The sequence below is a fragment of the Deinococcus terrestris genome (assembly GCF_009377345.1).
GTDB lineage: Bacteria > Deinococcota > Deinococci > Deinococcales > Deinococcaceae > Deinococcus > Deinococcus terrestris.
The window spans coordinates 426,727-452,464 of record NZ_WBSL01000002.1 but is presented as its reverse complement, the minus strand read 5'-3'; the positions used below and the strand labels follow the sequence as shown (position 1 = coordinate 452,464).

General features: G+C 67.3%; 24 protein-coding genes and 1 tRNA gene. 15 read left to right on the top strand and 10 right to left on the bottom strand.

Annotated elements, in window-relative coordinates:
* The first annotated feature begins 39 nt into the window (after nt 1–39).
* Nucleotides 40–116, top strand: a tRNA-Arg gene (locus F8S09_RS08170).
* A 188-nt stretch (nt 117–304) separates the two neighbouring features.
* Here the strand turns inward: F8S09_RS08170 and F8S09_RS08165 are convergent.
* Nucleotides 305–1,120, bottom strand: a complete 816-nt coding sequence (locus tag F8S09_RS08165) for a peptidoglycan-binding domain-containing protein (RefSeq protein WP_152870954.1) — start codon at nt 1,118–1,120, stop codon at nt 305–307.
* Nucleotides 1,121–1,216: 96 nt separating this feature from the next.
* Between F8S09_RS08165 and trmH the strand changes: the two genes are divergently transcribed.
* The 3 genes from trmH to F8S09_RS08150 all read left to right on the top strand — a co-directional run bounded on the left by trmH (nt 1,217) and on the right by F8S09_RS08150 (nt 4,079).
* The gene (trmH, locus tag F8S09_RS08160; protein WP_152870952.1) at nt 1,217–1,879 is read left to right on the top strand and encodes a tRNA (guanosine(18)-2'-O)-methyltransferase TrmH; all 663 of its coding nucleotides are present in this window, start codon (nt 1,217–1,219) and stop codon (nt 1,877–1,879) included.
* A gap of 47 nt (nt 1,880–1,926) precedes the next feature.
* Nucleotides 1,927–2,730, top strand: coding sequence for a TerC family protein (locus tag F8S09_RS08155; RefSeq protein ID WP_152870949.1), 804 nt, complete (start codon nt 1,927–1,929; stop codon nt 2,728–2,730).
* Between the two features lie 104 nt (nt 2,731–2,834).
* On the top strand, nt 2,835–4,079 hold the full coding sequence (locus F8S09_RS08150; RefSeq protein WP_152870947.1) for a 2,3-bisphosphoglycerate-independent phosphoglycerate mutase: 1,245 nt from the start codon (nt 2,835–2,837) through the stop codon (nt 4,077–4,079).
* Nucleotides 4,080–4,139: 60 nt separating this feature from the next.
* Here the strand turns inward: F8S09_RS08150 and F8S09_RS17955 are convergent, their stop codons facing one another.
* From F8S09_RS17955 to F8S09_RS17635, 4 genes are all read right to left on the bottom strand, one after another.
* Nucleotides 4,140–4,307, bottom strand: a complete 168-nt coding sequence (locus tag F8S09_RS17955) for a hypothetical protein (protein ID WP_227978564.1) — start codon at nt 4,305–4,307, stop codon at nt 4,140–4,142.
* Between the two features lie 6 nt (nt 4,308–4,313).
* A complete protein-coding gene (locus tag F8S09_RS08145; protein ID WP_227978563.1) occupies nt 4,314–4,667 on the bottom strand; it encodes an AAA family ATPase in 354 nt (117 codons plus the stop codon).
* Nucleotides 4,667–5,197 carry an AAA family ATPase gene (locus tag F8S09_RS08140; RefSeq protein WP_152870944.1) on the bottom strand — a complete coding sequence of 177 codons (531 nt, stop codon included), beginning with the start codon at nt 5,195–5,197 and terminating at the stop codon, nt 4,667–4,669. The genes F8S09_RS08145 and F8S09_RS08140 overlap by 1 nt, the downstream gene beginning before the upstream one ends.
* Before the next feature lie 186 nt (nt 5,198–5,383).
* Complete coding sequence (locus F8S09_RS17635; RefSeq protein WP_194165266.1) at nt 5,384–5,536, bottom strand: hypothetical protein; 153 nt, start codon at nt 5,534–5,536, stop codon at nt 5,384–5,386.
* On the opposite strand from F8S09_RS17635, the gene F8S09_RS08135 reads away from it, so the two are divergent.
* Nucleotides 5,535–6,179, top strand: coding sequence for a hypothetical protein (locus F8S09_RS08135; protein WP_152870941.1), 645 nt, complete (start codon nt 5,535–5,537; stop codon nt 6,177–6,179). The genes F8S09_RS17635 and F8S09_RS08135 overlap by 2 nt on opposite strands.
* 1,228 nt (nt 6,180–7,407) lie before the next feature.
* Here F8S09_RS08135 and groL read toward each other — a convergent pair.
* Both groL and groES read right to left on the bottom strand, forming a co-directional pair.
* Nucleotides 7,408–9,054, bottom strand: a complete 1,647-nt coding sequence (gene groL, locus F8S09_RS08130; RefSeq protein WP_152870939.1) for a chaperonin GroEL — start codon at nt 9,052–9,054, stop codon at nt 7,408–7,410.
* Nucleotides 9,055–9,137: 83 nt separating this feature from the next.
* A complete protein-coding gene (gene groES / locus F8S09_RS08125; RefSeq protein WP_152870936.1) occupies nt 9,138–9,425 on the bottom strand; it encodes a co-chaperone GroES in 288 nt (95 codons plus the stop codon).
* A 252-nt stretch (nt 9,426–9,677) separates the two neighbouring features.
* Here groES and F8S09_RS08120 point away from each other — a divergent pair, with 252 nt between their 5' ends.
* The 3 genes from F8S09_RS08120 (at nt 9,678) to F8S09_RS08110 (ending at nt 11,909) form a co-directional block, all read left to right on the top strand.
* A complete protein-coding gene (locus F8S09_RS08120; protein ID WP_322618652.1) occupies nt 9,678–10,283 on the top strand; it encodes a diguanylate cyclase in 606 nt (201 codons plus the stop codon).
* Between the two features lie 73 nt (nt 10,284–10,356).
* On the top strand, nt 10,357–11,313 hold the full coding sequence (locus F8S09_RS08115) for an NUDIX domain-containing protein (protein ID WP_152870934.1): 957 nt from the start codon (nt 10,357–10,359) through the stop codon (nt 11,311–11,313).
* A complete protein-coding gene (locus tag F8S09_RS08110) occupies nt 11,310–11,909 on the top strand; it encodes a histidine phosphatase family protein (RefSeq protein ID WP_322618651.1) in 600 nt (199 codons plus the stop codon). The genes F8S09_RS08115 and F8S09_RS08110 overlap by 4 nt, the downstream gene beginning before the upstream one ends.
* Nucleotides 11,910–11,933: 24 nt before the next feature.
* Here the strand turns inward: F8S09_RS08110 and F8S09_RS08105 are convergent, their stop codons facing one another.
* Nucleotides 11,934–12,452, bottom strand: coding sequence for a M23 family metallopeptidase (locus tag F8S09_RS08105; protein WP_322618650.1), 519 nt, complete (start codon nt 12,450–12,452; stop codon nt 11,934–11,936).
* A 72-nt stretch (nt 12,453–12,524) separates the two neighbouring features.
* On the opposite strand from F8S09_RS08105, the gene F8S09_RS08100 reads away from it, so the two are divergent.
* From F8S09_RS08100 to F8S09_RS08075, 6 genes are all read left to right on the top strand, one after another.
* Nucleotides 12,525–13,427, top strand: a complete 903-nt coding sequence (locus F8S09_RS08100) for an RluA family pseudouridine synthase (protein WP_152870929.1) — start codon at nt 12,525–12,527, stop codon at nt 13,425–13,427.
* A 56-nt stretch (nt 13,428–13,483) separates the two neighbouring features.
* A complete protein-coding gene (locus F8S09_RS08095) occupies nt 13,484–14,764 on the top strand; it encodes a M16 family metallopeptidase (RefSeq protein WP_322618649.1) in 1,281 nt (426 codons plus the stop codon).
* Nucleotides 14,761–15,984, top strand: coding sequence for a M16 family metallopeptidase (locus F8S09_RS08090; protein WP_152870925.1), 1,224 nt, complete (start codon nt 14,761–14,763; stop codon nt 15,982–15,984). The genes F8S09_RS08095 and F8S09_RS08090 overlap by 4 nt, the downstream gene beginning before the upstream one ends.
* Nucleotides 15,985–16,133: 149 nt before the next feature.
* Nucleotides 16,134–17,138, top strand: coding sequence for an Ig-like domain-containing protein (locus F8S09_RS08085; RefSeq protein ID WP_152870922.1), 1,005 nt, complete (start codon nt 16,134–16,136; stop codon nt 17,136–17,138).
* A 30-nt stretch (nt 17,139–17,168) separates the two neighbouring features.
* Nucleotides 17,169–19,898 (top strand): S8 family serine peptidase, encoded by a 2,730-nt coding sequence (locus tag F8S09_RS08080; protein ID WP_152870919.1) that lies wholly within the window; start codon nt 17,169–17,171, stop codon nt 19,896–19,898.
* A 244-nt stretch (nt 19,899–20,142) separates the two neighbouring features.
* Nucleotides 20,143–22,758, top strand: a complete 2,616-nt coding sequence (locus tag F8S09_RS08075; RefSeq protein WP_227978562.1) for a S8 family serine peptidase — start codon at nt 20,143–20,145, stop codon at nt 22,756–22,758.
* A 65-nt stretch (nt 22,759–22,823) separates the two neighbouring features.
* Here the strand turns inward: F8S09_RS08075 and cmk are convergent, their stop codons facing one another.
* A complete protein-coding gene (gene cmk, locus F8S09_RS08070; RefSeq protein WP_322618648.1) occupies nt 22,824–23,459 on the bottom strand; it encodes a (d)CMP kinase in 636 nt (211 codons plus the stop codon).
* Between the two features lie 74 nt (nt 23,460–23,533).
* Here cmk and F8S09_RS08065 point away from each other — a divergent pair, with 74 nt between their 5' ends.
* The gene (locus F8S09_RS08065; protein ID WP_322618647.1) at nt 23,534–24,346 is read left to right on the top strand and encodes a peptidylprolyl isomerase; all 813 of its coding nucleotides are present in this window, start codon (nt 23,534–23,536) and stop codon (nt 24,344–24,346) included.
* A gap of 61 nt (nt 24,347–24,407) precedes the next feature.
* On the opposite strand, the gene obgE is transcribed toward F8S09_RS08065, so the two are convergent.
* Nucleotides 24,408–25,709 carry a GTPase ObgE gene (obgE, locus tag F8S09_RS08060; protein WP_152870914.1) on the bottom strand — a complete coding sequence of 434 codons (1,302 nt, stop codon included), beginning with the start codon at nt 25,707–25,709 and terminating at the stop codon, nt 24,408–24,410.
* Nucleotides 25,710–25,738 lie beyond the last annotated feature (29 nt).

Here is a 25,738-nt window from a genome sequence, read left to right as displayed (position 1 = left end):
CCTGCTGCAACGGGGCTGCTGCTATACTCCTGCCGCTACGCACTCGTAGCTCAGTTGGATAGAGCGGCCCCCTCCTAAGGGGCAGGCCACTGGTTCGAATCCAGTCGAGTGCACCACCCGAAGCGCCCTGGCTGCTCTGGCCAGGGCGGCTGTGCCTTCTATGAAGGCCCCCAGACTCCGCCCAAATCGGACTCGCATGCAGGGCCCGCACACTGAGGGTGTTCCACAATTCAACCCGGCCGGGTGAAGTCGGGTCTTCCGCTCCCGACCTCATGCGGGAGCTTTTTTCAGCCGGGGGCGGACCTCAGGGCAACTTGATGCTGCTGGCCGGGAAGGTCCGGGCCTGCTCGCTGAACAGCCGCGTCCAGGTCGCGCGGTCCACCGTGCCCGTCACCGGGAGGCCATTGGCCGACTGGAAGGCCCGCACCGTCGCCGCCGTCACCGGGCCGTACCAGCCATCGCCGCGACCGCCGCCACTGGGCCGGGTCAGGGCGATCAGGCGGTCCTGCGCCGCGCGGACGTCGGCGCCGTTCATGCGCTGGGCTTGCAGCCGCAGGGTCCGTGTGAAGGGGACTGGAGCGAGCGAGCGGGGCGCGGTCGTCGCAGCAGCCGGAGCCGGGCGGGGCGTCTGGGTGGGCTGGGGTGCGGGATTTGGCCGGGGCGCTGGCGTCGTGGCCGCCGGAGTGGGCGTGGGCTTCACCGTCACGCGGGGCGCGGCTTGGGTCGCTGCCGCGCCGCCCTCGCTCTCGGGGGGCAAGTCGAAGTAGAGGAGCGATCCAGCCCGGCCTTCCGGGTCAGGCTGCACGCGCAGATACACGTAGCCGCCCGCCGTGCGGACCCAGTTGTACACACTGCGCTGGCTGTCGCGGCTGCGCCACACCCCGTAGAGGTCGCCCTCCAGCGCCGCGCTGAGCTTGCCGCGCACCGCTTCGGCGCTGCCACTCGCGCCCACGCACTGCTTGTCTGCGGTGCCCACCCGCGCAAAGCTCACCGGGCAGGTTCGCAGCACGCCATCGAGTGCTCCGGCGGCGCGGGTCGCGGCCCGGTTCACGTCTTTTGCCGTCGGGGCGGCGAGGGCGGCAGAGGCCAACAGGGCGGCCAGGGGCAAGGCGAACTTCATACCCCCAGTGCTAGCACCCGCAAGCTGACGGGGCCTGAGTGCGGGGCGGAGGAGGGTTGAGCGCGGCTTGAGCGCCGTGCGCTAGCCTCTGGCCCGATGACGCCCGAACGCTACCAGAAGATTCTGCGGGTCCTGCGGCGGCGCCAGCCCACGCTGACGGTCCTGATGGACGCGGTCAACAAGCCGCACAACCTCTCGGCCATCGTGCGGACCTGCGACGCGGTGGGCGTCTTGCAGGCCCACGCCGTGCCCCCGAAGGGCGGGCAGCTCGCCGCGTTCGAGGGCCACACCTACGCGGCCACCTCCGGCAGCGCCCACAAGTGGGTGCCGGTGCAGGCGCACGCGGACGCGGTGACGGCGGTGCGCGAGTTGCAGGGCCGGGGCTTTCAGGTCCTCGCCACGCACCTCTCGCAGCGCAGCGTGGACTACCGCGAACCCGACTACACCCGCCCCACCTGCGTGCTGCTGGGTGCCGAGAAATGGGGGGTTTCCGATGAGGCAGCCGAGGCTGCCGACGCCAACATCGTCATTCCGATGTTCGGCATGGTCCAGAGCCTGAACGTGTCGGTGGCCGCCGCGACCATTCTGTTCGAGGCGCAGCGCCAGCGCCTCGTCGCCGGGATGTACGACGCGCCGCAGCTTTCCCCGGAGGATCTCACCCGCCTCGCCTTCGAGTGGGGGTACCCCGACCTCGCCCCCGGCTACCGCGAGCGCGGCAAACCCTACCCGGCGCTGGACGCACAGGGGCAAATCGTCTGAAGGTTCCAGACATTTTCACCCGGCGGGGCCGCTAGACTGACCCGATTATGTTTGGACTCGAACTGCCCCCCTTCAATGCCGAGACCTGGGCCATTCTCGGCACGCTGGTGCTGCTCGAGGGGCTGCTGTCGGCCGACAACGCCCTCGTGCTCGCGGTGATGGTCCGGCACCTTGCCGTGGACCTGCAACGCAAGGCGCTCGCCTACGGCATCGGCGGCGCGGTCGTGCTGCGGATTCTGGGCGTGCTGCTGGCCTCCTACGTGCTGGAATACTGGTGGCTGCGGGCCTTCGGCGCCCTGTACCTCGCCTACCTCGCCATCAGCCACTTCGTCAAGAAAGGCCACAACGAGGCCGAGGGCGTCGGCGCGGCCAAGGGCCGGGGTTTCTGGGCCACGGTGGTGCTGCTCAACCTCACCGACCTCGCCTTTTCCGTGGACTCCATCCTGGCGGGCGTGGCGCTGATCCCGCGCGACATGCCGCCCGAGCAGGGCCTGACCATCGTGGTGATCGGCGGCATCATCGGCCTGATCCTGATGCGCTTCGCGGCGACGGTCTTTCTCAAGGTGCTCAACCGCTACCCGGCGATGGACAACGTGGCCTACGCCCTGGTGGGCTGGATCGCCGTCAAGCTGGGCGTGGAGACGCTGGAAGCCGCCCACGAGGTCTACCCCTGGGTGCCCACCTTTCATATGCCGCAGGCGCTGTTCTGGACCGTGATGGCCGCCATCGCCATCATCGGGACCTTTCTTGCCACCCGCAAGCCCGCCATGTCCGAAGCCGAGGCCGAGGCCGAGGCCCACCGCGAGGGCGTGGACCTGCTGGAAACTGACGAGCAGATCAAGCAACACTAGCTGCTGACCCGCCAGCCATCCCCGACATCCGGCCCCCGCGCCGGATGTCTTTCTTGCGGTGGGGCGGGCTGGAGCGCCCCCGGCCTGCGCGTAGACTGAACCCCATGAGCGACCTGATGGACACCATTCGCACCATCGCCAAGAAGACCGACAGCAAGATTCTGATGGTCGTGCTCGACGGCGTGGGCGGCCTGCCTCTCACGGTGAACGGCGACACCGAACTGGCGACCGCGCAGACGCCCAACCTCGACGCGCTGGCGCTGGAGTCGCAGCTCGGGCAGGTCGAACTCGTGGGCGCCGGGATCACGCCGGGGAGTGGGCCGGGGCACCTGAGCCTCTTCGGCTACGACCCGCTGCGCTACGTGGTGGGGCGCGGGGCGCTCTCGGCGGTGGGCATCGGCGTGCACCTGAAGGCCGGGGACGTGGCGGTGCGCGGCAACTTCGCCTCGCTGGGGGTAGGCCGCGTGATCGCCGACCGCCGCGCCGGGCGCCCCAGCGACGAGAAGAACGCCGAGATCGTGGCGCGGCTCAGGGCCGCCATTCCCGAGATCGACGGCACCCCGGTCGAGATCTACACCGAGTCCGAGCACCGCTTCGTGGTGGTCTTCCGCTCGCAGGGCGTGGACGAGGCCGGGCAGGGCCTGGGCGCCAACCTCAGCGACGTGGACCCACAGGTAACCGGCGTGCCGCCCCAGACGGCGGTGGGAGGCGACCCCGCCAGCGAGCGCACCGCTTTCCTCGTCAACGAGTTCGTCGCCCGCGCCGAGGCCGTGCTCGCGGACGAGCCGCAGGTCAACGGGGTGCTGTTCCGGGGCTACAGCGACGTGCCGCACTTCCCGTCCTTCGCGGACACCTACGGGCTGCGGGCCGCTTGCATCGCCTCCTATCCGATGTACAAGGGCCTCGCCAGCCTGGTGGGGATGGATGTGCTGGAAGTCGAGGGCGAAGAAGACGCGCTAGACGGCAAGGTCGCCGCGCTCGCCGCGCACTGGACCGACTACGACTTCTTCTACTTCCACATCAAGAAGACCGACTCGACCGGCGAGGACGGCGACTTCCACGCCAAGGTGAAGAAGGTGGAACTGTTCGACGCCCTGCTGTCCCGCCTGCGCGAACTCCAGCCCGACGTGCTGTGCATCGTGGGCGACCACTCCACCCCCAGCAAGCTCGCCAGCCACTCCTGGCACCCGGTGCCGCTGCTGATCAACAGCCGCTATGGCCGCAAGGATATGGCCGCCCGCTACACCGAGGAGGAGGCGGGGAAGGGCAGCCTGGGCCTGCGCCGGGGCACCGACGTGATGCCGCTGCTGATGGCGAACGCGCTGAAGTTGCAGAAGTACGGGGCGTAGGGGAGCAGTCAGCTTTCAGCCGTCAGCAAAAGAGGGGAAGGCTCCGGGTGGGCCTTCCCCTCAGCCCTGCTCGCGCACCCAGCGGGCGAGTTCGGCGCTGTCTTGAGGCTGGGTGGTGTCCACCCGGCGAAGGGGGGCGTTCAGGGCCAGCGGTGTCCAGCAGGTACTCTCCGGCAACTCGGCGTGGTCGATGGGCAGGTCGATGTGGGGCCGGGCACCCGAGGCCACCCGCGCCTAATGTCGCTGCCGCAATTCGTCCAGCGGCGCCTCGCAGAAGGGTTGAACGATCTCCGCGCCGTGCGTTCGAGCAAGGGCTTCAATCTTCGGCTCGCTGACGCCCCGGTAGAAGTGGGTTTCTAGCACCACGTTCCCGCCCGCCGCCAGCACCACCCCGGCGACGTAGTACATGATCTCGAAACTCAGCGGCCCGGCCTGGGCACGGGTCGGCCCCGGCAGATGGTCGTGCAGGATCGCCTTGTACTCGTCCTTGGTCACGAAGGGCCACCCCAGCTCCCGCGCCAGCCGCGAACCGATATGGGTTTTGCCGGAAGCGGGAAGGCCGGAGACGACGAGGAGGGTGGGGGGCATCAGCCCTGCCCACCGAGCAGGTCCAGCAACGCTGCAAAGTTTTCCTGGGGTGTCCCGTGTGCTGTATCGAGCACCAGTCTAGGCGTCTTCCAAAATTCGTACTTCCACACAGACTCCTGAACCCCGTCCCAGTCGGGAGGCGACCACTTTGGTAGATGTTGAGAGTCGTCCTCCCACCGGGCGTCCACCCGCCGCCGATGCTCCTCTGCGTCCGAACAGACGACTTCAATATTGACGAGCCTGCTCCCAGCCCGCTGCGCTACCTCGGCCCATGCCTCTCGCGTAACTGCCAGCGGATTCACGCAGTCGGCAACCACGTTCAGTCCCAACAGCAGATTGTCTTCTGCCAGCGCGTATTCCACCGCGTAGCCCTCTACCGTGATTTCACGGTGCCCGGCATTCAACAGTGCCGCCTCAACCGTGTCCAGTCGCAGGTAGGCGGCCCGCCGATGTTGAGCGAGCCGCCGGGCCAGACTGCTTTTGCCAGTTCCAGGCAGTCCGGAGAAAACATAGAGATCGGGAGAAGACATTTTTCCGATGCTAGCCCACGGCAAGAAGAAAGCTGGAGCAGCACGCCCCGGCCTCCTTTCCTGCTCTGCGTTTTGGTGGGTTCAGGTTCGGGGGCGGCCCTTTACCTCTCAAATGTTGACAACCCCAGTAGGTTCTTCCTCGGCCCCCTAAAGGTCTTACCGAGCGTCAGTTGGGAAGAGTGCGTCTCAGTGGAAGTAGCCGGGCTGTTTTTCCAGCAACTCGGCAAGAGTCTCAGCATCAGAAGGCGAGGCACTGGGGCGGATGACAACCTTTTTTGCCTTCTGGACAGCGTTTTCCCGACCTGTCAGGTGTGGGGCTAACGATGTAGTCTGGATCATGTCGGCCCCTCCTGTCATCCTGCACGGCGTATCCGACCGTTCGCTTGCCCTGTTGGAGACAGAGAAGGTCAGGCTGCTGGTGCCGTTTATGACAAACACGTGCAGCGTGTCGCAAGCAGGCAAGCGCTGTGGCGTCTCCGCCAAACGGATGCTGTACTGGGTTAATAAATTTCTAGAACATGGCCTGGTGGTGCAAGTAGGTCATGATTCTTCAACCAACGCCGCGCTCTACAGTGCAGTCAGCACGTCGTTTATCGTCAAGGATCTTGACGTCTATTTCATAGAGCAGCACATCGAGCAGCAGTTCGACCCCCTCTGGGACGATTTCAAGGCTGGCCTCAAACGCGTCGCCAAGCAGGAATCCGTCACTTGGGATTTTCACATCTCACTTGACGAAAACGCCACGGTCGTCCGCCGGTTCGTGCCGTCTGATATGCGAATAAATCACCCCATAACGACCAACGTCAAGGAGGTGAACACCTGGGTTCATCTTCCCCTGCGGCGTCAGGAGATCAGGAGTCTACGGCAGGAGCTTGACAATCTGGTCGAAAGATACATTCGTTTGGCGCAGGAGCCTCATAACGATGAGGTTTCGGTCATTTTACTACATCTCGGCATGATTCCCAGCGAAGGACCCGAGTGATCGTCCTGCACAATAGACATTCTGCAAGAACCGTAAAAAACAGAAAGCTAAAGGCGAAGGCGAAAGATCTGCACTCTTAGCATTCGGCCTTCTGCACCTTTGAATCTTACTTTCGCAGCAAGTCGAGTCTTCTGCCGCAAACGCCCACTATCCTACCGGGTCCGAACCGTTGCCTCGCCTCTGCGTTCATGCTGGTCGCCCCGGCCTCAGCCGCCTTTGATCACGGTGATTACAGTCCCCGGCTGTGGATGTGGGCTGGGTTGCTCAATGAGCCATTCCGCTGGCCGCTCAAAGGCGAGAGACGCCCGAGCCGCCGTAGAGCGAACGGCAGACACTGAGGTGAGAAGAGCCAACGAAGCACCCAGGGTCAAAGCGGACCACCGAATCAGGATACGCAGGTCTGTCATTCCAATCTCCCCAAGCCCGTCTGGACGGGAACGTACTGGCTTCCCAGAGCGTAGGCGGAGTGCACCTGTCGCCACAAGCCTTGCATTTGGCTGCCGTTTGGTGTAAGGAACTCGGCACCGCTTGGCCGGCGCCATTAGCACACAGGCGAGCCGAAATCAAGAGGTGTATGGAGATCGGCGACCAACCAGCATGTATGGCGCTCCACCGCGCACAATTCGCCCCACCTGCTGCCGCCCACGCCCTTCGCCTGATGCCCGTTCCCTCAAGGAGCTCAACGTGCGCCGATCAGTCTTACTGCTCTCTGTCCTGTCACTCGGAATTCTCAGCTTTGCCAGCGCGAATGAAGATGCCCCCGCCGATGATAACGGGGATACGGTCATTGTCACAGGCAAACGTCTTCAAAAAGCCTCACCAGAAGGGGGATCAGGTGGGTCATGGGTATCGGTTGGGTCAGGTACTGGCAGCGGCGTTAGGGTGAGGAGCGGCGGCGGCCGCGGCGTCGCCGTCCAGCCTAATCCTGACGGTACGGTGACTTTCACAAGTCCTGGCGGGGACATCGAGGTTACGTGGCAGACGGAAATCGAGATAGACGGGAGAAAATTCAACGCGACCCGCATCGTCCGTTGCACCTGTGAGTCGTTTACCACCAGATTACCGCCAGAGCCCTGATCCTCCGCTTCTACTGCAACTTTGTGTTATCAGCGGCTCAAGTAGCCTGGGGAAGCACCACACAATCCACAACAACTAAAAGAAGAAACCGGGGCACAGGTCCCGGTTTCTTCTTTCGTTGACGGTCGCTTGCTACCGTCCGACAGCTTGGTTAGAAGTCCATCCCGCCCATGTCGCCGCCCATGCCCGCGCCAGCGCCCGCAGGCGCCTTGTCCTTCTCGGGCTTGTCGGAGACGATGGCCTCGGTGGTCAGGATCAGCGCACCGATGGAGGCGGCATTCTGGAGGGCCGTGCGGGTCACCTTGGCGGGGTCCACGATGCCAGCGGCAACCATATCCTCGACGTACTCGCCGGTCGCGGCGTTGAAGCCGTAGCGGGCCTTGTCGGAGTTGATGACCGCGTTCACGATGACGCTGCCTTCCTCTCCAGCGTTCACGGCGATCTGGCGGGCGGGCTCTTCCAGGGCACGGATCAGGATACGGGCACCGGTCGCCTCGTCACCCGTCAGGCCCTCGGCGGCCGCACGAACCGCGGGGATCACGCGCAGCAGCGTGGTGCCGCCGCCCGCGACGATGCCTTCCTCGACCGCCGAGCGGGCGGTGGAGAGGGCGTCCTCGTAGCGGTGCTTCTTCTCCTTGAGCTCGGTTTCGGTCGCCGCACCGACGCGGATCACGGCCACACCGCCCGCCAGCTTGGCGAGGCGCTCCTGCAGCTTCTCGCGGGCGTAGTCAGAGTCGGTGGAGTCGAGTTCCGCCTTGATCGCGTTCACGCGGGCGTCAATCTCGGCCTGGTTGCCCTGGCCGTCCACGATGGTGGTCTCGTCCTTGGTGATGCGGATACGGGCGGCGCGGCCCAGCATGTCCATGCCGACATTCTCCAGCTTGTGGCCGAGGTCCTCGGAGACGACCTGCCCCCCGGTCACGGCGGCGATGTCGCGCAGCATCTCCTTGCGGCGGTCCCCGAAGCCGGGGGCCTTGACGGCGGCGATGTTCAGCGTGCCGCGCAGCTTGTTCACGACCAGCGTGGCGAGCGCCTCACCCTCCACGTCCTCGGCGATGATCAGCAGCGGGCGGCCCGTCTGCGCGACCTTTTCCAGCACGGGGAGCAGGTCCTTGAGAGAGGAAACCTTCTTCTCGTTGATCAGGATGTAGGCGTCTTCGAGGACGGCCTCCATCGTGTCGGGGGAGGTGATGAAGTAGGGGCTGATGTAGCCCTTGTCGAACTGCATCCCTTCCACCACGTCCACTTCGGTGTCGAAGCCGCGCGACTCCTCGATGGTGATGACGCCTTCCTTGCCGACCTTGTCCATCGCGTTGGCGATTTCCTGGCCGACGGCCTCGTCGTTGGCAGAGATCCCGGCGACCTTCTTGATCGCGTCGCTGTCCTCGACAGGCACGGCGAGCTTCTTGATCTCCTCGATGGCGACGGCCACAGCCTTGTCGATGCCGCGCTTGAGGGCCAGCGGGTTGGCGCCCGCCGCCACGTTCCGCAGACCTTCCTTCACGACGGCCTGACCCAACACGGTGGCGGTGGTGGTGCCGTCACCCGTGATGTCGTTGGTCTTGGAGGCGACTTCCTTAAGCAGCTGGGCGCCGATGTTCTCGAGCTTGTCCTCGAGTTCGATCTCCTTGGCGACGGTCACGCCGTCCTTGGTGATCGTGGGGGAGCCGAACTTCTTCTCGATGACCACGTTGCGGCCACGCGGCCCCAGGGTGACCTTGACGGCGTTGGCGACGGCGTTGACGCCGCGCTCGAGGCTGCGGCGGGCGGATTCGTCAAATACAAGCTGTTTAGCCATGTGGATTGCTCCTTAAGCGTGCAGGAAAAAGAGGGGGAAGTGCCGACCCGGCAGAAGAGGCCCAGGGGCCTCTCGCGCGGGTCTTACTCGACGATGGCGAGGATGTCGCGCTCGCTGAGGATGCTGTAGTTCTTGCCTTCCAGCGTCACTTCGGTGCCGCCGTACTTGGCGAAGTACACGGTGTCGCCTTCCTTGACATCGAGCGCGACGCGCGTGCCGTTGTCGAGCATCTTGCCGTTGCCCACGGCGATGACCCTGCCGCGCTGGCTCTTTTCCTTGGCAGTATCAGGCACGTACAGGCCCCCAGCGGTCTTCTGCTCGGCTTCCTCGACGATTTCGACCAGCACACGGTCACCTAACGGTTTGAGCATGGATGAACCTCCTGTGGATGAGATGCGTTGGGGCTCCCTCCGCCCGGACTGAGCGGTTTTCGCCGTTCCAGACGGAATCCTAGTCGCTTGGACTCAAGAATGTCAACTCCATAAGTCCAACAATCTGAGTCTGTCGCGCTCAAGTGCGACTGAGACGATGGATTCCTACTCGTTGCGACAACATAAGAGATCAAACATATATATGTTTGACCGCATGATGTATGGTGGGGCATTCCAACCAGGAGGCTTTCTGTGCCCAGACCCGACATCCTGACCCGCCCCGCGTTCGAGACCGCCTTCGAGGAGTTGCGCGGCGCTCCCGTCACCCTGGCCCTGCTCGACCTCGACCATTTCAAGACGCTGAACGACGCGCTGGGGCACACCGAGGGCGACCGGGTGCTGCGCGGGGTGGAGCGGCTGCTGTCGGGCAGCCTGCCGACGGGCAGCGTGATCGGACGGCTGGGCGGCGACGAATACGCAGCGCTCCTTCCCGAGACGGCAGCAGAAACGGCGCTGATCCTCTTCGACGAGGTGATTCGGCACTTCCAGATTCACCGCGACCCCCACTGGCCGCGCACCCTGGGCCTGAGCGTGGGGCTGGCGGCGCGGCCCGCCCATGCCCACACCTTCGCCGACCTGCAACGCGCCGCTGACGAGGCGCTGCTGCGGGCCAAGCGGGAGGGGCGGGGCCGGGCCTGCATCTACGTGGAGAGCAAGATGGTCCTGAAGTCCAACTACTACCCCAAGAGCCAGCTTGAGCGCCTTTCCAAGCTGTCGGGTGCATTGGGGCGCACCGAGGCTAGCCTCTTGCGGGAAGCGCTGGATGACCTGGTAGAGAAGTACCGGGGGGAGCTGTGAGTGGGACGTATGGACGAGCGTCAGCGGTGGCCCCTGCTTCGGCCTGTCTTCTCCAGGCTCACACGGTGCCCGCATGAAGTCCTTTCTTAACCTCTCGCCCTCGCCCGTGCGGGTGGGCCGGGCCTGCGCGTGGATCGAGCGGGAGGACGGGCGCGTGCTGATGACCGGGCTGGAATGGGGCGGCTGGACGCTTCCCGGCGGCGGCATTCACCCCGGCGAGACGGCGGCGCAGGCGGCGGTGCGTGAGGCCTGGGAGGAAGTGGGCGCCCACTGTGAGGTGGCTGGGGACCCCGTGACCCTACGCGGCGCGTCGGGCGTGGACGCCGAGTGCTATCCCCTGCGGCTGCTCGCGCTGGAGCCGAGTCCGGAGGGCCGCCCCATCGCCTGGGTGGACCCTCGCTCGCTGCCCTGGGCCGACGACGTGCAACTGCGGCAGGTGCTCGCGGCGCGGGGGGAGACGCCTCCGGCGCTGGCCCTGCCGCCGCTCGTCGTGCGGGCAGTGGAGGAGGCGGGGGCATACGGTTTCTCCCGCTCCTGCTCGCTCGAAACCGGGCGGCTCCTGCGAACGCTGGCGGCCTCGCGTCCCGGCGGGCGGGTGCTGGAACTGGGCAGCGGCTGGGGGGTGGGGACGGCCTGGCTGCTCTCCGGGCTGGACGCTGCGGCCCGCCTCCTGACGGTGGACGTGGACCCGGCGTGTGCCTCAGCCGTCGCCTCCCGGCTGGCGAGCGACCCCCGCGCCGAGGTCCGCTGTGCCGACTGGCGGACGGCGCTAAAGGGCGGCCCCTTCGACCTGATCTTCGTGGACTGCACCCCGGCGAAGGGGGAGGAGAGCCTGGACGCCCTCGCGGACGCGCTGCGCCCTGGCGGGATGCTGGTGCTGGACGACTTCAGCCCGCCCGCCTTCCTCTCAGAGCGGATGCAGGGCGGCGACCCCTTGCGTGAGGCCCTCTTCACCCACCCGCGCCTCCTTTGCACCGAGATCAGCGTGAGCCGCCGCGAGAACGTGGTGCTGGCGACGAGGACGGCGTGACCTTCCGCCTCTCCCTGCTGCGTCACGGCCGCAGCCGCGCCGACGACGAGAACGTACATGAAGGCCGCTACGACTCACCCCTCACGGCGGTGGGCCACGCCCAGGCGAGGGCGCTCGCGGCTTACTGGCAGGCCCATCCGCCGGGCTTCGACCGGGTGTACACCTCCACCCTGAGCCGGGCACTCGAGACGGCCACCCTCGGGGCGGGGGCGCCGGAGTCGCCCGTCACCCCGACTCCGCTATTGATGGAGTGGGACAACGGACCGCTGGCGGGTCTGCCCCGTGAAGAGGCGCAAGAACGCTACCCGGTGCCCGCCTTCCGCCACGACCTCTCGTCCCTCACCCACGACGGCGGCGAATCACAGGCCGCCATTCGCGCCCGCGCCCTGCTCGCGCTGGAGCTGATCTGGCAGGGTGGGGGAGAACATGCCCTCGTCGTGTCGCACGGGGGCTTTCTGAACTCCATGCTGCGCGAGCTGACCGGGGCACACCGGGCCTGGTTCCGCTTCGGGGACACGGCCTTCGTCACGGTGGAGCTGTCGCGGACGAGCCACACGGCGCTGGTGACGGGGGTGAACCTCACGCCGCATCTATGAACGCTGGCGGCTGGAAGCTGGCCGCTACTCCTGCCCCAGCAGCGGATACGGATTGATCGCCCCACCCATCGCGTAAATCCCATAGTGCAGGTGCGGCGGCGTGCCCTGCGCGTTGCCGCTGTCGCCCACATAGCCCACCACGTCCCCGGCCTCGACCCAGTCGCCTTCCTTCAGGTCCTCGCGGTAGCGCTCCAGGTGGGCGTAGTAGTGCCGCTGCCCGCCGGGACCCAGAATCATCACCGTGCGCCCCCCCAGGCGGTTCTCGCCTACGTTGACCACGACGCCCGGCGTCGTGGCGAGAATCGGCGTGTCGCGCGGCGCGAAGATGTCCACCCCCTCGTGCCGCCGCCCCTCGGAACGGGCCGCGCCCCAGGTGTCCACGAAGGACTGCCCTGGCAGGGGATTGGGCAGGCTGCCCTCGGCGGGCGTGGGCGCGGCGAGCAGGGCCGAGTAGCGCCGGGCGTTTTCCAGGGAGGGCCACAGCAGGTAGGCAATCCCGGCGAGCACGGCGAGAATCAGCAGAAAGCGGAGGAGACGGCGCACCCCCCCAGCATGGCGGCGGGCACTCGCCCGGAGAGCGCCCCAGGGCACGGTCCCGGCCTTACCCTTGTTCTCATGCCGCTCAATTCCGGCTACGTCTACCGCGAGCGCGTCCCCGCCTGGGCGCGGGACCTGACCGTGCTGGCCTACCTCACGCGGGCGCACGGGCACTCGGACGATGCGGCGTGGCGCTCCCGGCTGGAAGCGGGCGAGGTGCGGCTGGACGGCGAGACGGCCCACGATGGTGAGACGCTGCGTCCCGGTCAGCGCCTCGACTGGCACCGTCCCCCCTGGGAGGAGGAAGCTGTGCCGCTGGAGTTCGGGGTCGTCTACGAGGACGTGGCCCTGCTCGCGGTCGCCAAGCCTTCCGGCCTGCCCACGCTGCCGGGCGGCGGCTTTCTGGAGGGCACCCTGCTGACCCAGGTGCGGCGGCGCTGGCCGGGGGCGCGGCCCCTGCACCGGCTGGGGCGCGGCACGTCGGGGCTGGTGCTGTTCGCCCTCACGGGGGAGGCGGCGGCGACCCTCGCGCGGGCCTGGCGGGCGGACGAGGTAAAGAAGGTCTACCGGGCGCTGGGCACCGGCCACCCCGAATGGGAGGAGCGGGCGCTCACGACCGCCATCGGCCCGGTGCCCCATCCCCGGCTGGGCACGGTGTACGCGGCGAGCGCGTCCGGCAAGGCATCCCTCAGCGTGGCGAGGGTGCTGGAGCGGCGTCCGGGGGCGACCCTGTTCGAGGTGGACCTGCACACCGGGCGGCCCCACCAGATTCGCATCCACCTCGCGGCGGCGGGGCATCCCCTGGTGGGCGACCCCCTCTACGCCCCCGGCGGCCTGCCCCGCGCGGACGACCCCGGCCTCCCCGGTGACCTGGGCTACCTCCTGCACGCCGAGCGGCTGACCCTGACCCATCCGGTGACGGGCGAGCGGCTGACCTTGCGAGCCGAGGCTCCGGCGGCGCTGCGGCGGGCCGGCGAGTAGGGGAGGACTGCAACCTGGCTCCCAGCCTCTCCCCACCCAGCCGCTACACTCCCCCGGTGACGTTGCCCCCCGCCCCACCCACCCATGTCTGGACCCTGGACTCCGGCCTGACGGTCGCCTTCGAGCGCCGCCGGGGGCCGGGCTTCGCCTTCGACCTGCGCGTCCCCGTGGGGAGCGCCCACGACCCGCGCGGGGAAGAGGGGGCGGCGGGTGTGCTGGAGGAATGGTGGTCCAAGGGAGCCGGAGGCCGGGATGCCCGCGCCCTGGGCGACGCCTTCGACGACCTCGGCGTGCGCCGGGGCGGGGGCGTGGGGCCGGAAGCGACGCGCGTGAGCCTCAGCGGGCTGGTGGCCGACCTGCCCGCCGCGCTGGGCCTCGCCGCCGACCTCGTGCGGCGGCCCCATCTGCCGCCGGAGGAACTGCCCATCCTGACCGACCTTGCCCGGCAGGACCTCGAAGCGCTGGAGGAAAGCCCCCCCGACCGCCTCGCGGTGGAGGCGCGTCGGGTGGCCTTTCCGCCCGATTCCGCCTCGCCCCACGCGGGCTATGTCCACCCCGCGAGCGGCACGCGGGAGGGCCTCTCACGCCTGACGCTAGAGGGGTTGCGGGCCTTCCATGCTCAGTACCCGGCGCGGGGCAGCGTGCTGGGCATTGTGGCGGATGCCGATCCTGCCGAGGTGCGCGGCCTCGTGGAGCGAGCCTTCGCGGGCTGGAACGGCGGGGAGCCGCAGGTCGTCCCCGCCCGCTTCGTGCCCGGTGCCCGTGCCCACGTCCCCCACCCGGAAGCCGAACAGACCCACCTCAGCGTGACGGCGCCCGGCGTCCCCCCGCTCAGCCCCGACTGGCTGCGCTGGCAGGTCGCGCTGACGGCCCTCTCGGGTGGGAGTGCCAGCCGCCTCTTCCACGCCGTGCGCGAGGAGCGGGGGCTGGCCTACAGCGTGGGGGCCTCGCCCGTGGTGCTGGGGGGACAGGGATTCGTCAGCGTGTACGCGGGCAGCACGCCGGGCCGCGCCCCGGAGACGCTGGAGGTGCTGCTCGCGGAACTCGGCCGCCTGGGCGCCGGGCTGGAGGCGGCCGAGTTCGAGCGGGCACGCCGGGGCCTGCTCGCCGGGGTGGTCTTCGGCGCCGAGAGCCTGCGCTCGCGGACCGGGAGCCTGACCCGCGACCTCGCGCTCTTCGGCCGGGTGCGCCCCCTCGCGGAGCTGCGGGCGGCGGTGTCGGCCCTGACCCTGGAGGACGTGAACACCTTCCTGGCCGGATACGACCCCCTCTCCGGAGCGACAGTGGTCACCCTGGGGCCGGACGCGGCGGGCCAGGACACCGGGGAGGCTGCATGACCCTGCGCGAGCGGCGGCTCCCGAATGGCCTGACCCTGCTGCTGGAGCCGGACAAGGCCGCCCAGACCGTCGCGGCAGGCTACTTCGTGGCGACCGGGGCGCGGGAGGAACGCCCGGAGGAACTCGGCGCCTCCCACTTCCTCGAACACCTGATGTTCAAGGGGTCCGAGTCGGTTCCGGCGGCTGAGCTGAACGCCCGTCTGGACGACCTCGGCGGGCACGCCAACGCCTTTACTGGCGAGGAAGCCACCGTCTACCACGCGGCGACCCTGCCCGAGCAGACGGGCGAACTGCTCGGCACCCTGACCGAACTGCTGCGTCCCGCCCTGCGCCCCGCCGACATCGAGGCCGAACGCGGCGTGATTCTGGAGGAGATCGCCATGTACGCCGAGCAGCCCGCCGTGCGCGTGGCTGATGAATTGCGGGCCGCCTACTGGGGCGAACACGGGCTGGGCCACCCCATCCTGGGCACGCCGGAAACGGTGGGCGGGCTGACCCGCGAGGCGCTGGCCCGCAACTGGCGCGAGCGGTACGGGGCCGGGCGCGTCACCCTGACCGTGGTAGGCGCCTTCGACCCGGACGCGGTGGAAGCCTGGGCCGCGCGGGAACTGGCAGGCTGGCCGAGCGGGCTCCCAGCCCCGGTGTTCGCTCCGGCGGTGCCGCGTCACCCCGGCACCTTCCGCTTCCTGCCCGACGAGAGCCTCAGCCGGGTGCAGGCCGCCTTCGCGCTGCCCGGCGTGTCCGCCCGGCACCCGCTGCGCGAGGCGGCGGCGGTCCTCGCCGAGCTGATCGGCGGCGAGAACGGCGATCTTTATTGGGCGCTGCTGGATACCGGGCTGGCCGACGGCGCGGACCTGGCGCATCTGGACTACACGGACGCGGGCACCTTCGAGGGTGGTTTTTCCTGCGACCCGGAACGCTTCCCGGAAGTTCACGCCACCTATCTGAACGTGCTGCGCCGCGCTGGAGAGAACCTCACGCCCGAGCGGGTGCGCCGCGCCGCCCGCAAGCTGGCCGTCTCCACCTTGCTGCGGGCCGAAACGCCGGGGGGCCGCCTCTTCGCGCTGGGCATGGACGCGCTCGCGCTGGGCAAGGCCCTGACGACCGACGAACAGGTGGCCCGTTATGAGCACGTGACGATGGAAGAAGTGCGGGCGGTGCTGCACCTGTGTCCGCTGGAGGGGGCGACGGGGGTGGGAATAGGGCAACCGGTGCAATGAATCACGTTTGCCTCCTCTTCATTCGGGCCTTATAGTGCTGTCACCGGAAATCATGGCTGCCTCACAGGCGGCCGTTTGTCTGCAGCTTCGGGCTGGAGACCAGGCCCGTTGACTGCCCGCGTTCCCCACCGGTTCCTCAAGGAGTTCAGATGAAGCCATCGCGTACCCTGCCCCTCGCCCTTCTGACCGGCCTGTTGCTGGCCGCCTGTGGTGCCAGCCCCGACCGGCAGGCCCCCAACGTCGATCTGCAAGCGACCCTGACCGGGACGGCTGTGAACCTGAGGGCCACCGTGTCCGACAACGTCGGTGTGACCCTAGTGGAGTTCTACCGCGGCACCGAGAAGATCGGTGAGGACCGCGAGGCACCCTATACCGCTACCGACACGGTGACCTCGGCCCAGAACGGCGCCCTGGCCTACCGCGCGGTCGCACGGGACGCCGCCGGGAACCTCGGTGAAGACACCGCCACGGTGAACGTGGACATTGACGCGGCACCCACCGTGAGCGTCAGCACGAGCAGCACCGCCCTGACGCGGGACACGTCCGTGACCGTGCGGGCCAATACCCAGGACGACCGCGGCATCGCCAAGGTCGAGTTCTATCTTGACGGCCAACTGGTCTTTACCGATACGCAGGCACCCTACGAAACCACGTTGCCGTTCACCTTCCGGCAAAACGGCGTGCGAACGATTCGGGTGGTGGCCTATGACACGGCAGGGCAGACCGCCGAGGCGACCCAACTCGTGACCGTGGCGCTTGATCCCGGCGAGGACAATGACGTGCTGGAGCGGGCCACTCTGATCAACATCGGGGAAGGGGTCAATGCCCGCATCGCTGGCGTGGCCCGCGACCGTGACTATTACCGCTTCAACGCTCAAGCAGGTGACCGCCTGCGTCTGACCGTGCGGACACGCAGTGGCCTGTTCCCGCAGAGCACCCTCGACCCGTACGTCGAGATTCTGATGCCGGACGGCCGCACGGTGCTGGAGCGGGACGACGACAGCGGCGAGGAATACGACGCCGATATCCGCTTCAACGCGCCGCAGGCAGGCACCTACTACGTGATGGTGACCAGCTTCGACATCTACGACGATGAGACGGCCACCGACGACGATCTCAACAACCAGTACCGCATTGAACTGGAGCGCCGTTAAGGTCGCTGCCCACCATTAAGGAGACTGACTTTGAATACTCCCCGTACGACCCTGCTGCTTACCGCAGCCATCCTGCTGGCCGGATGCGGCAGTCAAAACGCCCGTCAACCCAGCACCCCCGCCCCCAGCCAGAGCGGCACTGCCATCCGGGTCCCCGTCAGTGAAATTTCCAGCACGACGGGACGCTACTTCGTTGAGCTGGAGGGCGATCCCACCGTGTTGGGCGCTCAGAGCCTGCAGGGTCAGCAGGCCAGCTTCCGTGCCCAGGTGGCCCGAGCCGGCATTCGCTGGCAGGAGCACAGCAGTTACCAGCGGCTCTTCAACGGGTTTAGCGTCAGCGTGACGCCTGCAGAAGCCGCGCGAATCTCCCGGATGCCCGGAGTTCTGAGCGTCTTTCCTGTCTTGGAGATTGAACGGCCCCAGGCGATGCTGGAACAGGGCGCCTCCGAAACTCAGGTGCAGACTGCCGCAGGGCTGACCGGAGCGACCTATGTCCGCGAGGAACTCGGACTGACCGGCAAGGGCGTCAAGGTGGCCGTGATGGACACCGGGATCGACCTTGAGCACCCTGCGTTCCGCAACCGCGTCGTGGCCGGGTACGACTTTGTCGGTGACGCCTTCGGCTCGAATGGCAATACCACGCCTGTTCCGGACAACAACCCCGACGACTGCGGTGGCCACGGCACGCACGTGGCGGGCATCGTCGGCGCCAACGACCCCACCAACGGCTTTTTGGGGGTTGCGCCCGACGTGCAGTTCGGCGCCTATAAGGTCTTCGGCTGCGAGGGTTCGACGAACGCCGACATCATGCTGCAAGCCATGGAGCGGGCCGACGCCGACGATATGGACGTGCTGAACATGAGCATTGGCGCGGCCTTCCAGTGGCCCTCTTACCCGACCGCCAAAGCGGCCAGCCGCCTGGCCAAGCGCGGCATGATCGTGACCGTGTCGGCGGGCAACAGCGGTACCAGTGGCCAGTACGCCACGGGAGCACCCAGCCTCGGCGAGAACGTGATCTCGGTGGCCTCGATTGACAACACCAAGCTGGAACTCGGGGTTCTGGTACTCGCCGCCGATGGCAGCCGCTTGGGCTACGCCGTTGCGACGGGTGCGCCCGACCCTGAAACCGGCCTGAGCCTTCCTCTGGCCAAGGCACCGGGCAGCACCCCCACGACCGCCAACGATGGATGCAGCGTCAATGGAGTGAGTCCCTACGCTCCGAACAGCTTGGAGGGTAAGGCCGTCTTGATTCGCCGCGGCACCTGCTCGTTCCGTGAAAAAGCCTTGAACGCGCAAGCAGCGGGCGCCAAGGCGGTGCTGATCTACAACAACGCGCCGGGCGTCGTGTCGGCGACGGTGGCTCCCAGCCTCGCCAGCGACAACGTGGTGATCGAGATTCCGGTGGTCGGCCTTACCCCGGAAGACGGCGCTCGCCTCGACGCGGCCATCGGCTCGACCGTGACCTTCACGGGTGATACCCAGCTGTTCCCCAACATCACGGGCAACACCCTGAGCAGCTTCTCGAGCTACGGCCCTTCGCCTGATCTCGACCTCAAGCCCGACGTCAGCGCCCCCGGTGGACTGATCAAGAGCACCTACCCGCTGACCCAGGAGGCCACCGGATACGCCGTGCTCAGCGGCACCAGCATGGCGGCCCCGCACGCGGCGGGTATCGCGGCCTTGCTGCTGGAAAAGCACCCCCAGCTGGCCAGTATTGACGGCAACGCCCGTCGCCTGTTCCAGAACACGGCCGTCCCTGGAAACTACTTCCTGAACGGCTCGATCAGCCCCTTCGTGGACTTCGTGCAGCGGCAGGGCGCTGGACTGATGAATGCGCCTGCAGCGCTCGCGGCTCTGGAAAGTGGCGTCAGCGTGACGCCCAGCAAGATCGCGCTGGGCGAGAGCGAGGCGTTCCCCACCCGCACCAAGGTCCTGACCCTGCGCAACAACGGCGCCGTGCGTCAGATTTACCAGGTGTACCACGTGCCTGCACTGGCTATCAGCGCGAGCACCTTCGCTCCGCAGCCGTTGACTGTTGCGGCTACGGTAAGCGTCAACGGCGAGTCTGCCGAGATCGCGGAAGGTGGTATCAATGTCAGCGTGGCTCCATACTCCAGCGTGGAACTGGAGGTGACGATCACCGCGCCGACGGCTCCGGTTCGCGGTCAATACGGCGGCCACATCGTGATGCAGGGCGTGACGGGCGTGGACCTGAGCGTGCCCTACGGTGGCCTGATCGGGGACTACCAGAGCATTCAGGTGCTGGGCAATATCTCGCTGCCGGGCTATGGCCTAGGCACCACGCCGCGGAATTTCCCAGCTCTGTTTGATGGAGTTGAAGGTCAGATCTACTTCGAGGGGGCTACCCCAACCGAGAAGCCTGTCTTCACTCTGGGTCAGGTCAATGTGGCCGAAGAGGGTGAAGAGGCGGCGTTCGTCCTCGATATCCCGCGCCTGTGGGTCCACCTCGCGCACCAGTCGCGCTGGATAGAAATGGACGTCTTGGATGCCAACGGCAATCTCTTGGACACCGTGAGCCGTGACGAGTATGTGGGCCGCAATGCCAGCAACAGCTACACCGGCCCGACCAGTAACGCCTACTACACTTGGAGCTGGGACGGCACGTTGGCCAATGGCAACGCGGCACCCAACGGCGACTACCGGCTGCGCCTGCGGGTTCTGAAGGCCCTCGGCGACGAGAACAACCCCGATCACATCGAAACGTACACCAGCCCGGTGTTCGGCATTCAGCGCCCCTAACCTGAGGCAAGGGAAGGCCGGACCTGAATGGGTCCGGCCCTCACCTTTCACATCATCCAGTGGTCGGAGTCTGTTTTGCGCCAGCTAAATACTAGACCTCATCACATTTGCCCCGAAACTAAATATTTATAGTTTCCTCACAGATTAATTTTTTGTAAGGAACCTGTTAGAGACGATGTGCGTCGGCCAAAGGTCGGCGTGTAGGCGTATGGGTCCCCCTTAAAGGAGATGCATGGAGAACCGGATGTTCCAGCGTGGTGCCGCCCTGACCCTCCTGTCCCTGACCCTCGCTGCTTGCGGGACTCAACCTGCATCGGTGGCGCAGCAGTCGGGAACAACACCTGCTCGACTGCTGACTACCCTCTCGGTGCCCACCACACAGGCGGACAACGAGACGCCTCAGCTCTGGTTCGTGGAGTTTCGTGGCAAGCCCACCAGTAAGGGGGGCAGCCGCGCCACCATCGCGCAGGAGCGCCAACTTTTCCGCCAGCAGGCGAAGGCGGCAGGCGTCAAGTTTCAGGACCGCTTGGAGTTCGAGCGGCTTTTCAACGGCGTCTCGGTGCGTGTGGACCCCGCCGACCTGGGCAAGTTGAAGGACCTTGACGGTGTCAAGGCCATCTACCCGGTGCTGAACGTTACGATGCCCGAACTGACCCCCGCCAAGGAGCCCGACATGACCACGGCCATCGGGCAGACGGGCGTGGACACGGCGCAAAACGAGATGGGGCTGACTGGCAAAGGCGTTAAGATCGCCATCATGGACACTGGCCTCGATCTCGACCACCCGGATTTTAAGGGTCGTGTCGTGGCGAGTTATGACCTTGTGGGCGACGCCTTTAATGGGTCAAATACACCGGTTCCCGGACAGGACAATGTAGACGACTGCGGTGGCCACGGCACACACGTGGCGGGAATTGCGGCGGGCAATGGCGCAACCGTCAAGGGCGTGGCACCGGGTGCCTCGCTGGGTATCTACCGCGTCTTCGGCTGCGCGGGCAGCACCTCGGCTGACATCATGGTGCAGGCCATGGAGCGCGTGCTGGCCGACGGTATGGACGTGCTGAACATGAGCATCGGTTCGTCCTTTAACTCCTGGCCCGAGTACCCCAGCGCAGTCGCAGCCAGCAATCTGGTGGACGCGGGTGTGGTCGTCGCGGCTTCTATCGGCAACAGTGGGTCGGGCGGCGTGTGGGCAGCGGGTGCTCCCGGCGTGGGCGACAAGGTCATCGGCGTGGCGAACTTCATGAACAGCCACGTTTACCTCAACGAGTTCGTGCTGGGCAACGGCAGCAAGGTCGGGTACCAGGCTGCCTCGCCCTCGCCTGCTGCGCCCACGGGCGGCACCCTGCCCCTCGCCAAGACGGGCACGACGGCCTCTGCCGCCGACGGCTGCGCGGCTCTCCCCGCCAACTCGCTCGCAGGGCAGGCTGTCCTGATCCGGCGCGGGACCTGCTCTTTCTACATCAAGGCCTTCAATGCCCAGCAGGCCGGGGCCGCCGCCGTGATCCTCTACAACAACGCCGTGGGGCCACTGGCCGCCAGCGTCGCGCCGACCACCCCCGCTGACCCGGCCATCACCATCCCGGTTGTGGGTGTGTCCGACGCGCTGGGTAAGGCCATCAACGACTACGTCGCCAGCACCCCCGGCGCCAGCATGACCTGGACGGCGGGCGCGGGCAGCTACAGCAACCCCACCGGCAACACGCTCGACACTTCCAGTTCCTACGGGCTGGCGGCCGACCTCAGCCTCAAGCCCGACCTCGGGGCGCCCGGCGGCCTGATTCGCGCAACCTATCCCCTTGACCTCGCTTCCGGAGGGTACGCCACCCTTAGCGGCACCAGCATGGCCTCGCCGCATGTGGCGGGCGTGGCGGCGCTGGTCATCGAGGCCAAGCGTGGGGCAGGACAGCCTATCCGCGCCGAAGACATGCGCGGCCTGCTGCAAAACACCGCCGTGCCCAAGCCCTGGAACGGCAACCCGGCGCTGGGGTTCCTCGACTTCGTCCACCGTCAGGGCGCGGGCATGGTCAATGTGGTCAACGCGGTGACCACCACCACCACCGTGACCCCCAGCAAGCTGTCGCTGGGGGAGAGCGAGCGTGGCGTCGCGCCCCAGACCCTGACGATCACCAACAGCGGCCCGGCGCCCGTGACCTACACGGTGAGCCACCAGGGTGCCCTGACCTCGAGAGGCAACTACATGGTGAGCGCCTTGGCTCCCAGCGCGGCCGTGAGCTTCAGCACCAGCAGCGTCACCGTTCCGGCGGGCGGCAGCGCCCAGGTCACCGCGACGATCACCCCGAATGGCCCGGACCTCAGCGTGTACGGCGGCTACCTCGTCTTCACGCCCCAGGGCGGCGGCACCACCCTGCGCGTGCCTTACGCGGGCTTCCAGGGTGATTACCAGAAGCTTCCCGTCCTGAACGGCACCAAGACGATGGCCCGCTCGCTGGGCGGTGGCAGCTACCAGCCCATCGCCGCGCCGACCACCTTCACCATGAAGGACGGCGACTACCCCTACTTCCTGTTCCACCTCGACCACTTCGCCCGGTCCTTCAGGCTCGATATCCTGGAAGCAGCCACCGGGAAGCCGGCCCATTCGCAGTTCTTCAACGCGAGCACCGACGAGTACCTGCCGCGCAACAGCACGGCCACCGGCTTCTTCGCCTTCGGCTGGGACGGCATGGTGAGCTGGAGCCGCGGTGCCAGTGACAACGCGCAGAACAAGCGCAAGGCCGTGCCCAACGGGCAGTACATCGTGAAGGTCACGGTGCTCAAGGCGCTGGGTGACGCCAGCAACCCCGAGCACCAGGAGACCTGGACCTCCCCGGTCATCACGGTGAACGCCAGCAAGAAGTAAGCATCAACCAAAAGAGAGTGGCCCGCCGGATACGCGGGCCACTTCTTTTTGACTTTGCAAGACTTTCAGCCCCGCGAAACATGTTCCGGCAGCTCCGACAGCACCGCCCCGATCACCTCATCCAGCGTCAGCGGCCCGGTATCGATCACCCGCGCGTCGGGGGCGGGGGCACTCTGCACCGTGTCGAGGCGGTCGCGTTCGGTCAGGGCCGCTTCGATGGCGGGCACGTCCTCGGGGCGCTCCTTCGCGCGGCGCTCGGCGCGGACGCGGGGGCTGGCGGTCAGGTAAAACTTGGCCCCCGCGTGGGGAAAGACGTTCGTGCCCATGTCCCGCCCCTCGGCCACGAAGGGTTCGGGCAAGGCACGGAGCTGTGCGTCCACCCAGGCCCGCACCTCCGGCAGGGCAGCGACCCGGCTCACCCCCGCGTCTACCCGCGAGGAGTGCAGCTCGGCGGTCAGTTCGCGTTCCCCCACCCACACCCGGTTGCCCTTGGCGCGGGGTTCGAGGCGCAGAGGATTCGCCCGCAGGTGCGCGAGCAAGGCCGTCGCATCATTCAGCTCCAGCCCCGCCTCCAGCCCCAGCAGGGTCGCGGTGCGGTACAGCAGGCCGCTGCTGACGTAAGGAATGCCCAGCGCCCGCGCCACCCCCGACGCCACGCTCGATTTGCCGCTGGCCGCCACGCCGTCTATCGTCACGATCACCCGCCCAGTGTAGACGGCACGTGGAGTGGTCGCTCGCCCCTTCTTCTCAGCCCCCTTCCCGCTAGACTGCCCGTGTGAAACGCGCCCTGCTGATCCTCACGGCCCTGCTGACCCTGACCGCCTGTCAGGACCAGGAAGCCAGCACCACCGACACCCAGACCAGCCAGACCGAGGAAGCCCAGACCGACACCCCGGCCACCGACGAGACCTCGACCGAAACTGATACGGAAGAGGCGAACGCGGAGGGCGAGGCGGCCACCGAAGGCGGCGACACAGAGGCCAGCGCCGAGACGGTCACTGAACCCGGCCCGGTCCCGGCTGGGTACACGCTCGTCCCCGCGCTCTCCGAGGAGCCGGTGCGCGAGTACGAGTCGGAGCCGGAGTTCGCGCTGGAAGAAGGCCAGGACTACTACGCCCTGATCGACACGACGAAGGGTCAGATTCTCGCCGACCTGTACGAGCAGGAAACGCCCGTCACGGTGAACAACTTCGTGACGCTGGCCCGCAACCATTACTACGATGGAATCAAGTTCCACCGCGTCATCGAGGACTTTATGGCGCAGACGGGCGACCCCACCGGCACCGGCAGCGGCGGTCCCGGCTACCAGTTCGCCGACGAGTTCCGCACCGATCTCACCTTCGACTCGGCGGGCATCCTGGCGATGGCGAACAGCGGCCCGGCGACCAACGGCTCGCAGTTTTTCATCACCTTCGCGCCCACCGACTTTCTGAACGGCCGCCACACCATCTTCGGCAAGGTCGTGCAGGGCGAGGACGTGCTCGCCAAGCTGACCCGTACCGCCGACGCCAGTTCTGGGCAGGAGCAGCCCATTGAGGGCGCGACCCCCGACGAGATGATCACCGTGCGGATCGTCACCAAGGGCTGATCGGGAACAGAGGAAGGGCCTCGCCTGCGAGTCGTGCAAGCGAGGCCCTCCTTATGTTGGGCTACTCCTCGTCCTCGAAGTATTCGAAGCGGAAGGGGCCGATCTCCACGGTATCGCCCTCCCGCGCCCCGGCCCGCTTGAGTTCGCGGTAGAGGCCCTGGCGCTTGAAGAGGTTCGAGAGGTACTCGGCGGCGTCTTCCATATGGCGCGAGAAACGGTCCAGCCGCGCCTCGAAGCCGCCGCCATGCACTTCCCAGACCCGCTCGGGTTCGGTTGCGCCGCGCTCGGGGGCGTCCTCGCGGAAGGTCAGCGTCAGGGGTTCCTCGCGGACCTCGTCGGGTTCGACCTCCAGTGCCTGGGTCTGCGCCCACAGCTCGCGGTCGGGCAGAAGCTGGAAGAGGGCCTCGCGCAGCTCGGGCAGCCCCGCGCCCGTCTTCGCACTGACGGGCAGCACCGGCAGGCCGGACTCGGCCAGCTCGCCCTCCACCATCGCCACGAGATCCTCGTCGACGAGTTCGGTCTTGTTCAGCGCGATGGCGGCGGCATTGTCCAGCAAGGTGGGGTCGTAGGCCCGCAGCTCGGCCTGCAAGGCCCGCAGCTCCTCCACCGGGTCGCGGGTCACGTCCAGCACATACACCAGCAGCCGGGTGCGGCTGATGTGCCGCAGGAACTCCAGCCCCAGTCCCTTGCCCTCGGACGCGCCCTCGATGATGCCGGGGATGTCGGCCATTGTGAAGCGCTCGTCGCCCTCGGCGCGGTCCACCACGCCCAGAATGGGGGAGAGGGTCGTGAAGGGGTAATCCGCGATGGCCGGGTTCGCCCGCGAGAGCGCCGCCAGCAGGCTGCTCTTGCCCGCGTTGGGGTAGCCGACCAGCCCCACGTCCGCGATCAGGCGCAGCTCCAGCCGCACCCGGCGCTTCTGCCCCGGCGTGCCGAGTTCCGCGAAGCGCGGCGCTTGCCGGGTGCTGCTCACGAAGGTCGAGTTGCCCCGGCCCCCCAGCCCCCCCCGCGCGATGACCTGCTCCTGGCCCACCCGCACGAGGTCCGCGATCACCTTGCCCGTGTCGCGGTCAAAGGCGGTGGTGCCCACCGGCACGTCGATATAGAGGTCCGAGCCGTCCGACCCCTGGCGCAACCGGCCCTCGCCGTAGGCCCCGTTCTCGGCCTTGAACTTGCGCCGCCCGACCAGGCGCTCCAGGCTCTCAACGCCCTCGATGGCCCGCAGGATGATGCTGCCCCCGCGCCCGCCGTGGCCGCCATCCGGGCCGCCCTTTTCCATGTATTTGGCCCGGTGGAAGCTCATGCTGCCGTCGCCGCCATTTCCGGCCGCCAGCTCGATGTCCAGCACGTCACGAAATGCCATGAGGCACCTCCTCTGTTGTCTCGTCTCAG

Bases quoted from the DNA above. Each gene is read 5' to 3' on its own strand.
- F8S09_RS08165 (WP_152870954.1), bottom strand. From the start codon at position 1,120: ATGAAGTTCGCCTTGCCCCTGGCCGCCCTGTTGGCCTCTGCCGCCCTC.
- trmH (WP_152870952.1), top strand. From the start codon at position 1,217: ATGACGCCCGAACGCTACCAGAAGATTCTGCGGGTCCTGCGGCGGCGC.
- F8S09_RS08155 (WP_152870949.1), top strand. From the start codon at position 1,927: ATGTTTGGACTCGAACTGCCCCCCTTCAATGCCGAGACCTGGGCCATT.
- F8S09_RS08150 (WP_152870947.1), top strand. From the start codon at position 2,835: ATGAGCGACCTGATGGACACCATTCGCACCATCGCCAAGAAGACCGAC.
- F8S09_RS08145 (WP_227978563.1), bottom strand. From the start codon at position 4,667: ATGCCCCCCACCCTCCTCGTCGTCTCCGGCCTTCCCGCTTCCGGCAAA.
- F8S09_RS08140 (WP_152870944.1), bottom strand. From the start codon at position 5,197: ATGTCTTCTCCCGATCTCTATGTTTTCTCCGGACTGCCTGGAACTGGC.
- F8S09_RS08135 (WP_152870941.1), top strand. From the start codon at position 5,535: ATGTCGGCCCCTCCTGTCATCCTGCACGGCGTATCCGACCGTTCGCTT.
- F8S09_RS17635 (WP_194165266.1), bottom strand. From the start codon at position 5,536: ATGATCCAGACTACATCGTTAGCCCCACACCTGACAGGTCGGGAAAAC.
- groL (WP_152870939.1), bottom strand. From the start codon at position 9,054: ATGGCTAAACAGCTTGTATTTGACGAATCCGCCCGCCGCAGCCTCGAG.
- groES (WP_152870936.1), bottom strand. From the start codon at position 9,425: ATGCTCAAACCGTTAGGTGACCGTGTGCTGGTCGAAATCGTCGAGGAA.
- F8S09_RS08115 (WP_152870934.1), top strand. From the start codon at position 10,357: ATGAAGTCCTTTCTTAACCTCTCGCCCTCGCCCGTGCGGGTGGGCCGG.
- F8S09_RS08100 (WP_152870929.1), top strand. From the start codon at position 12,525: ATGCCGCTCAATTCCGGCTACGTCTACCGCGAGCGCGTCCCCGCCTGG.
- F8S09_RS08090 (WP_152870925.1), top strand. From the start codon at position 14,761: ATGACCCTGCGCGAGCGGCGGCTCCCGAATGGCCTGACCCTGCTGCTG.
- F8S09_RS08085 (WP_152870922.1), top strand. From the start codon at position 16,134: ATGAAGCCATCGCGTACCCTGCCCCTCGCCCTTCTGACCGGCCTGTTG.
- F8S09_RS08075 (WP_227978562.1), top strand. From the start codon at position 20,143: ATGTTCCAGCGTGGTGCCGCCCTGACCCTCCTGTCCCTGACCCTCGCT.
- obgE (WP_152870914.1), bottom strand. From the start codon at position 25,709: ATGGCATTTCGTGACGTGCTGGACATCGAGCTGGCGGCCGGAAATGGC.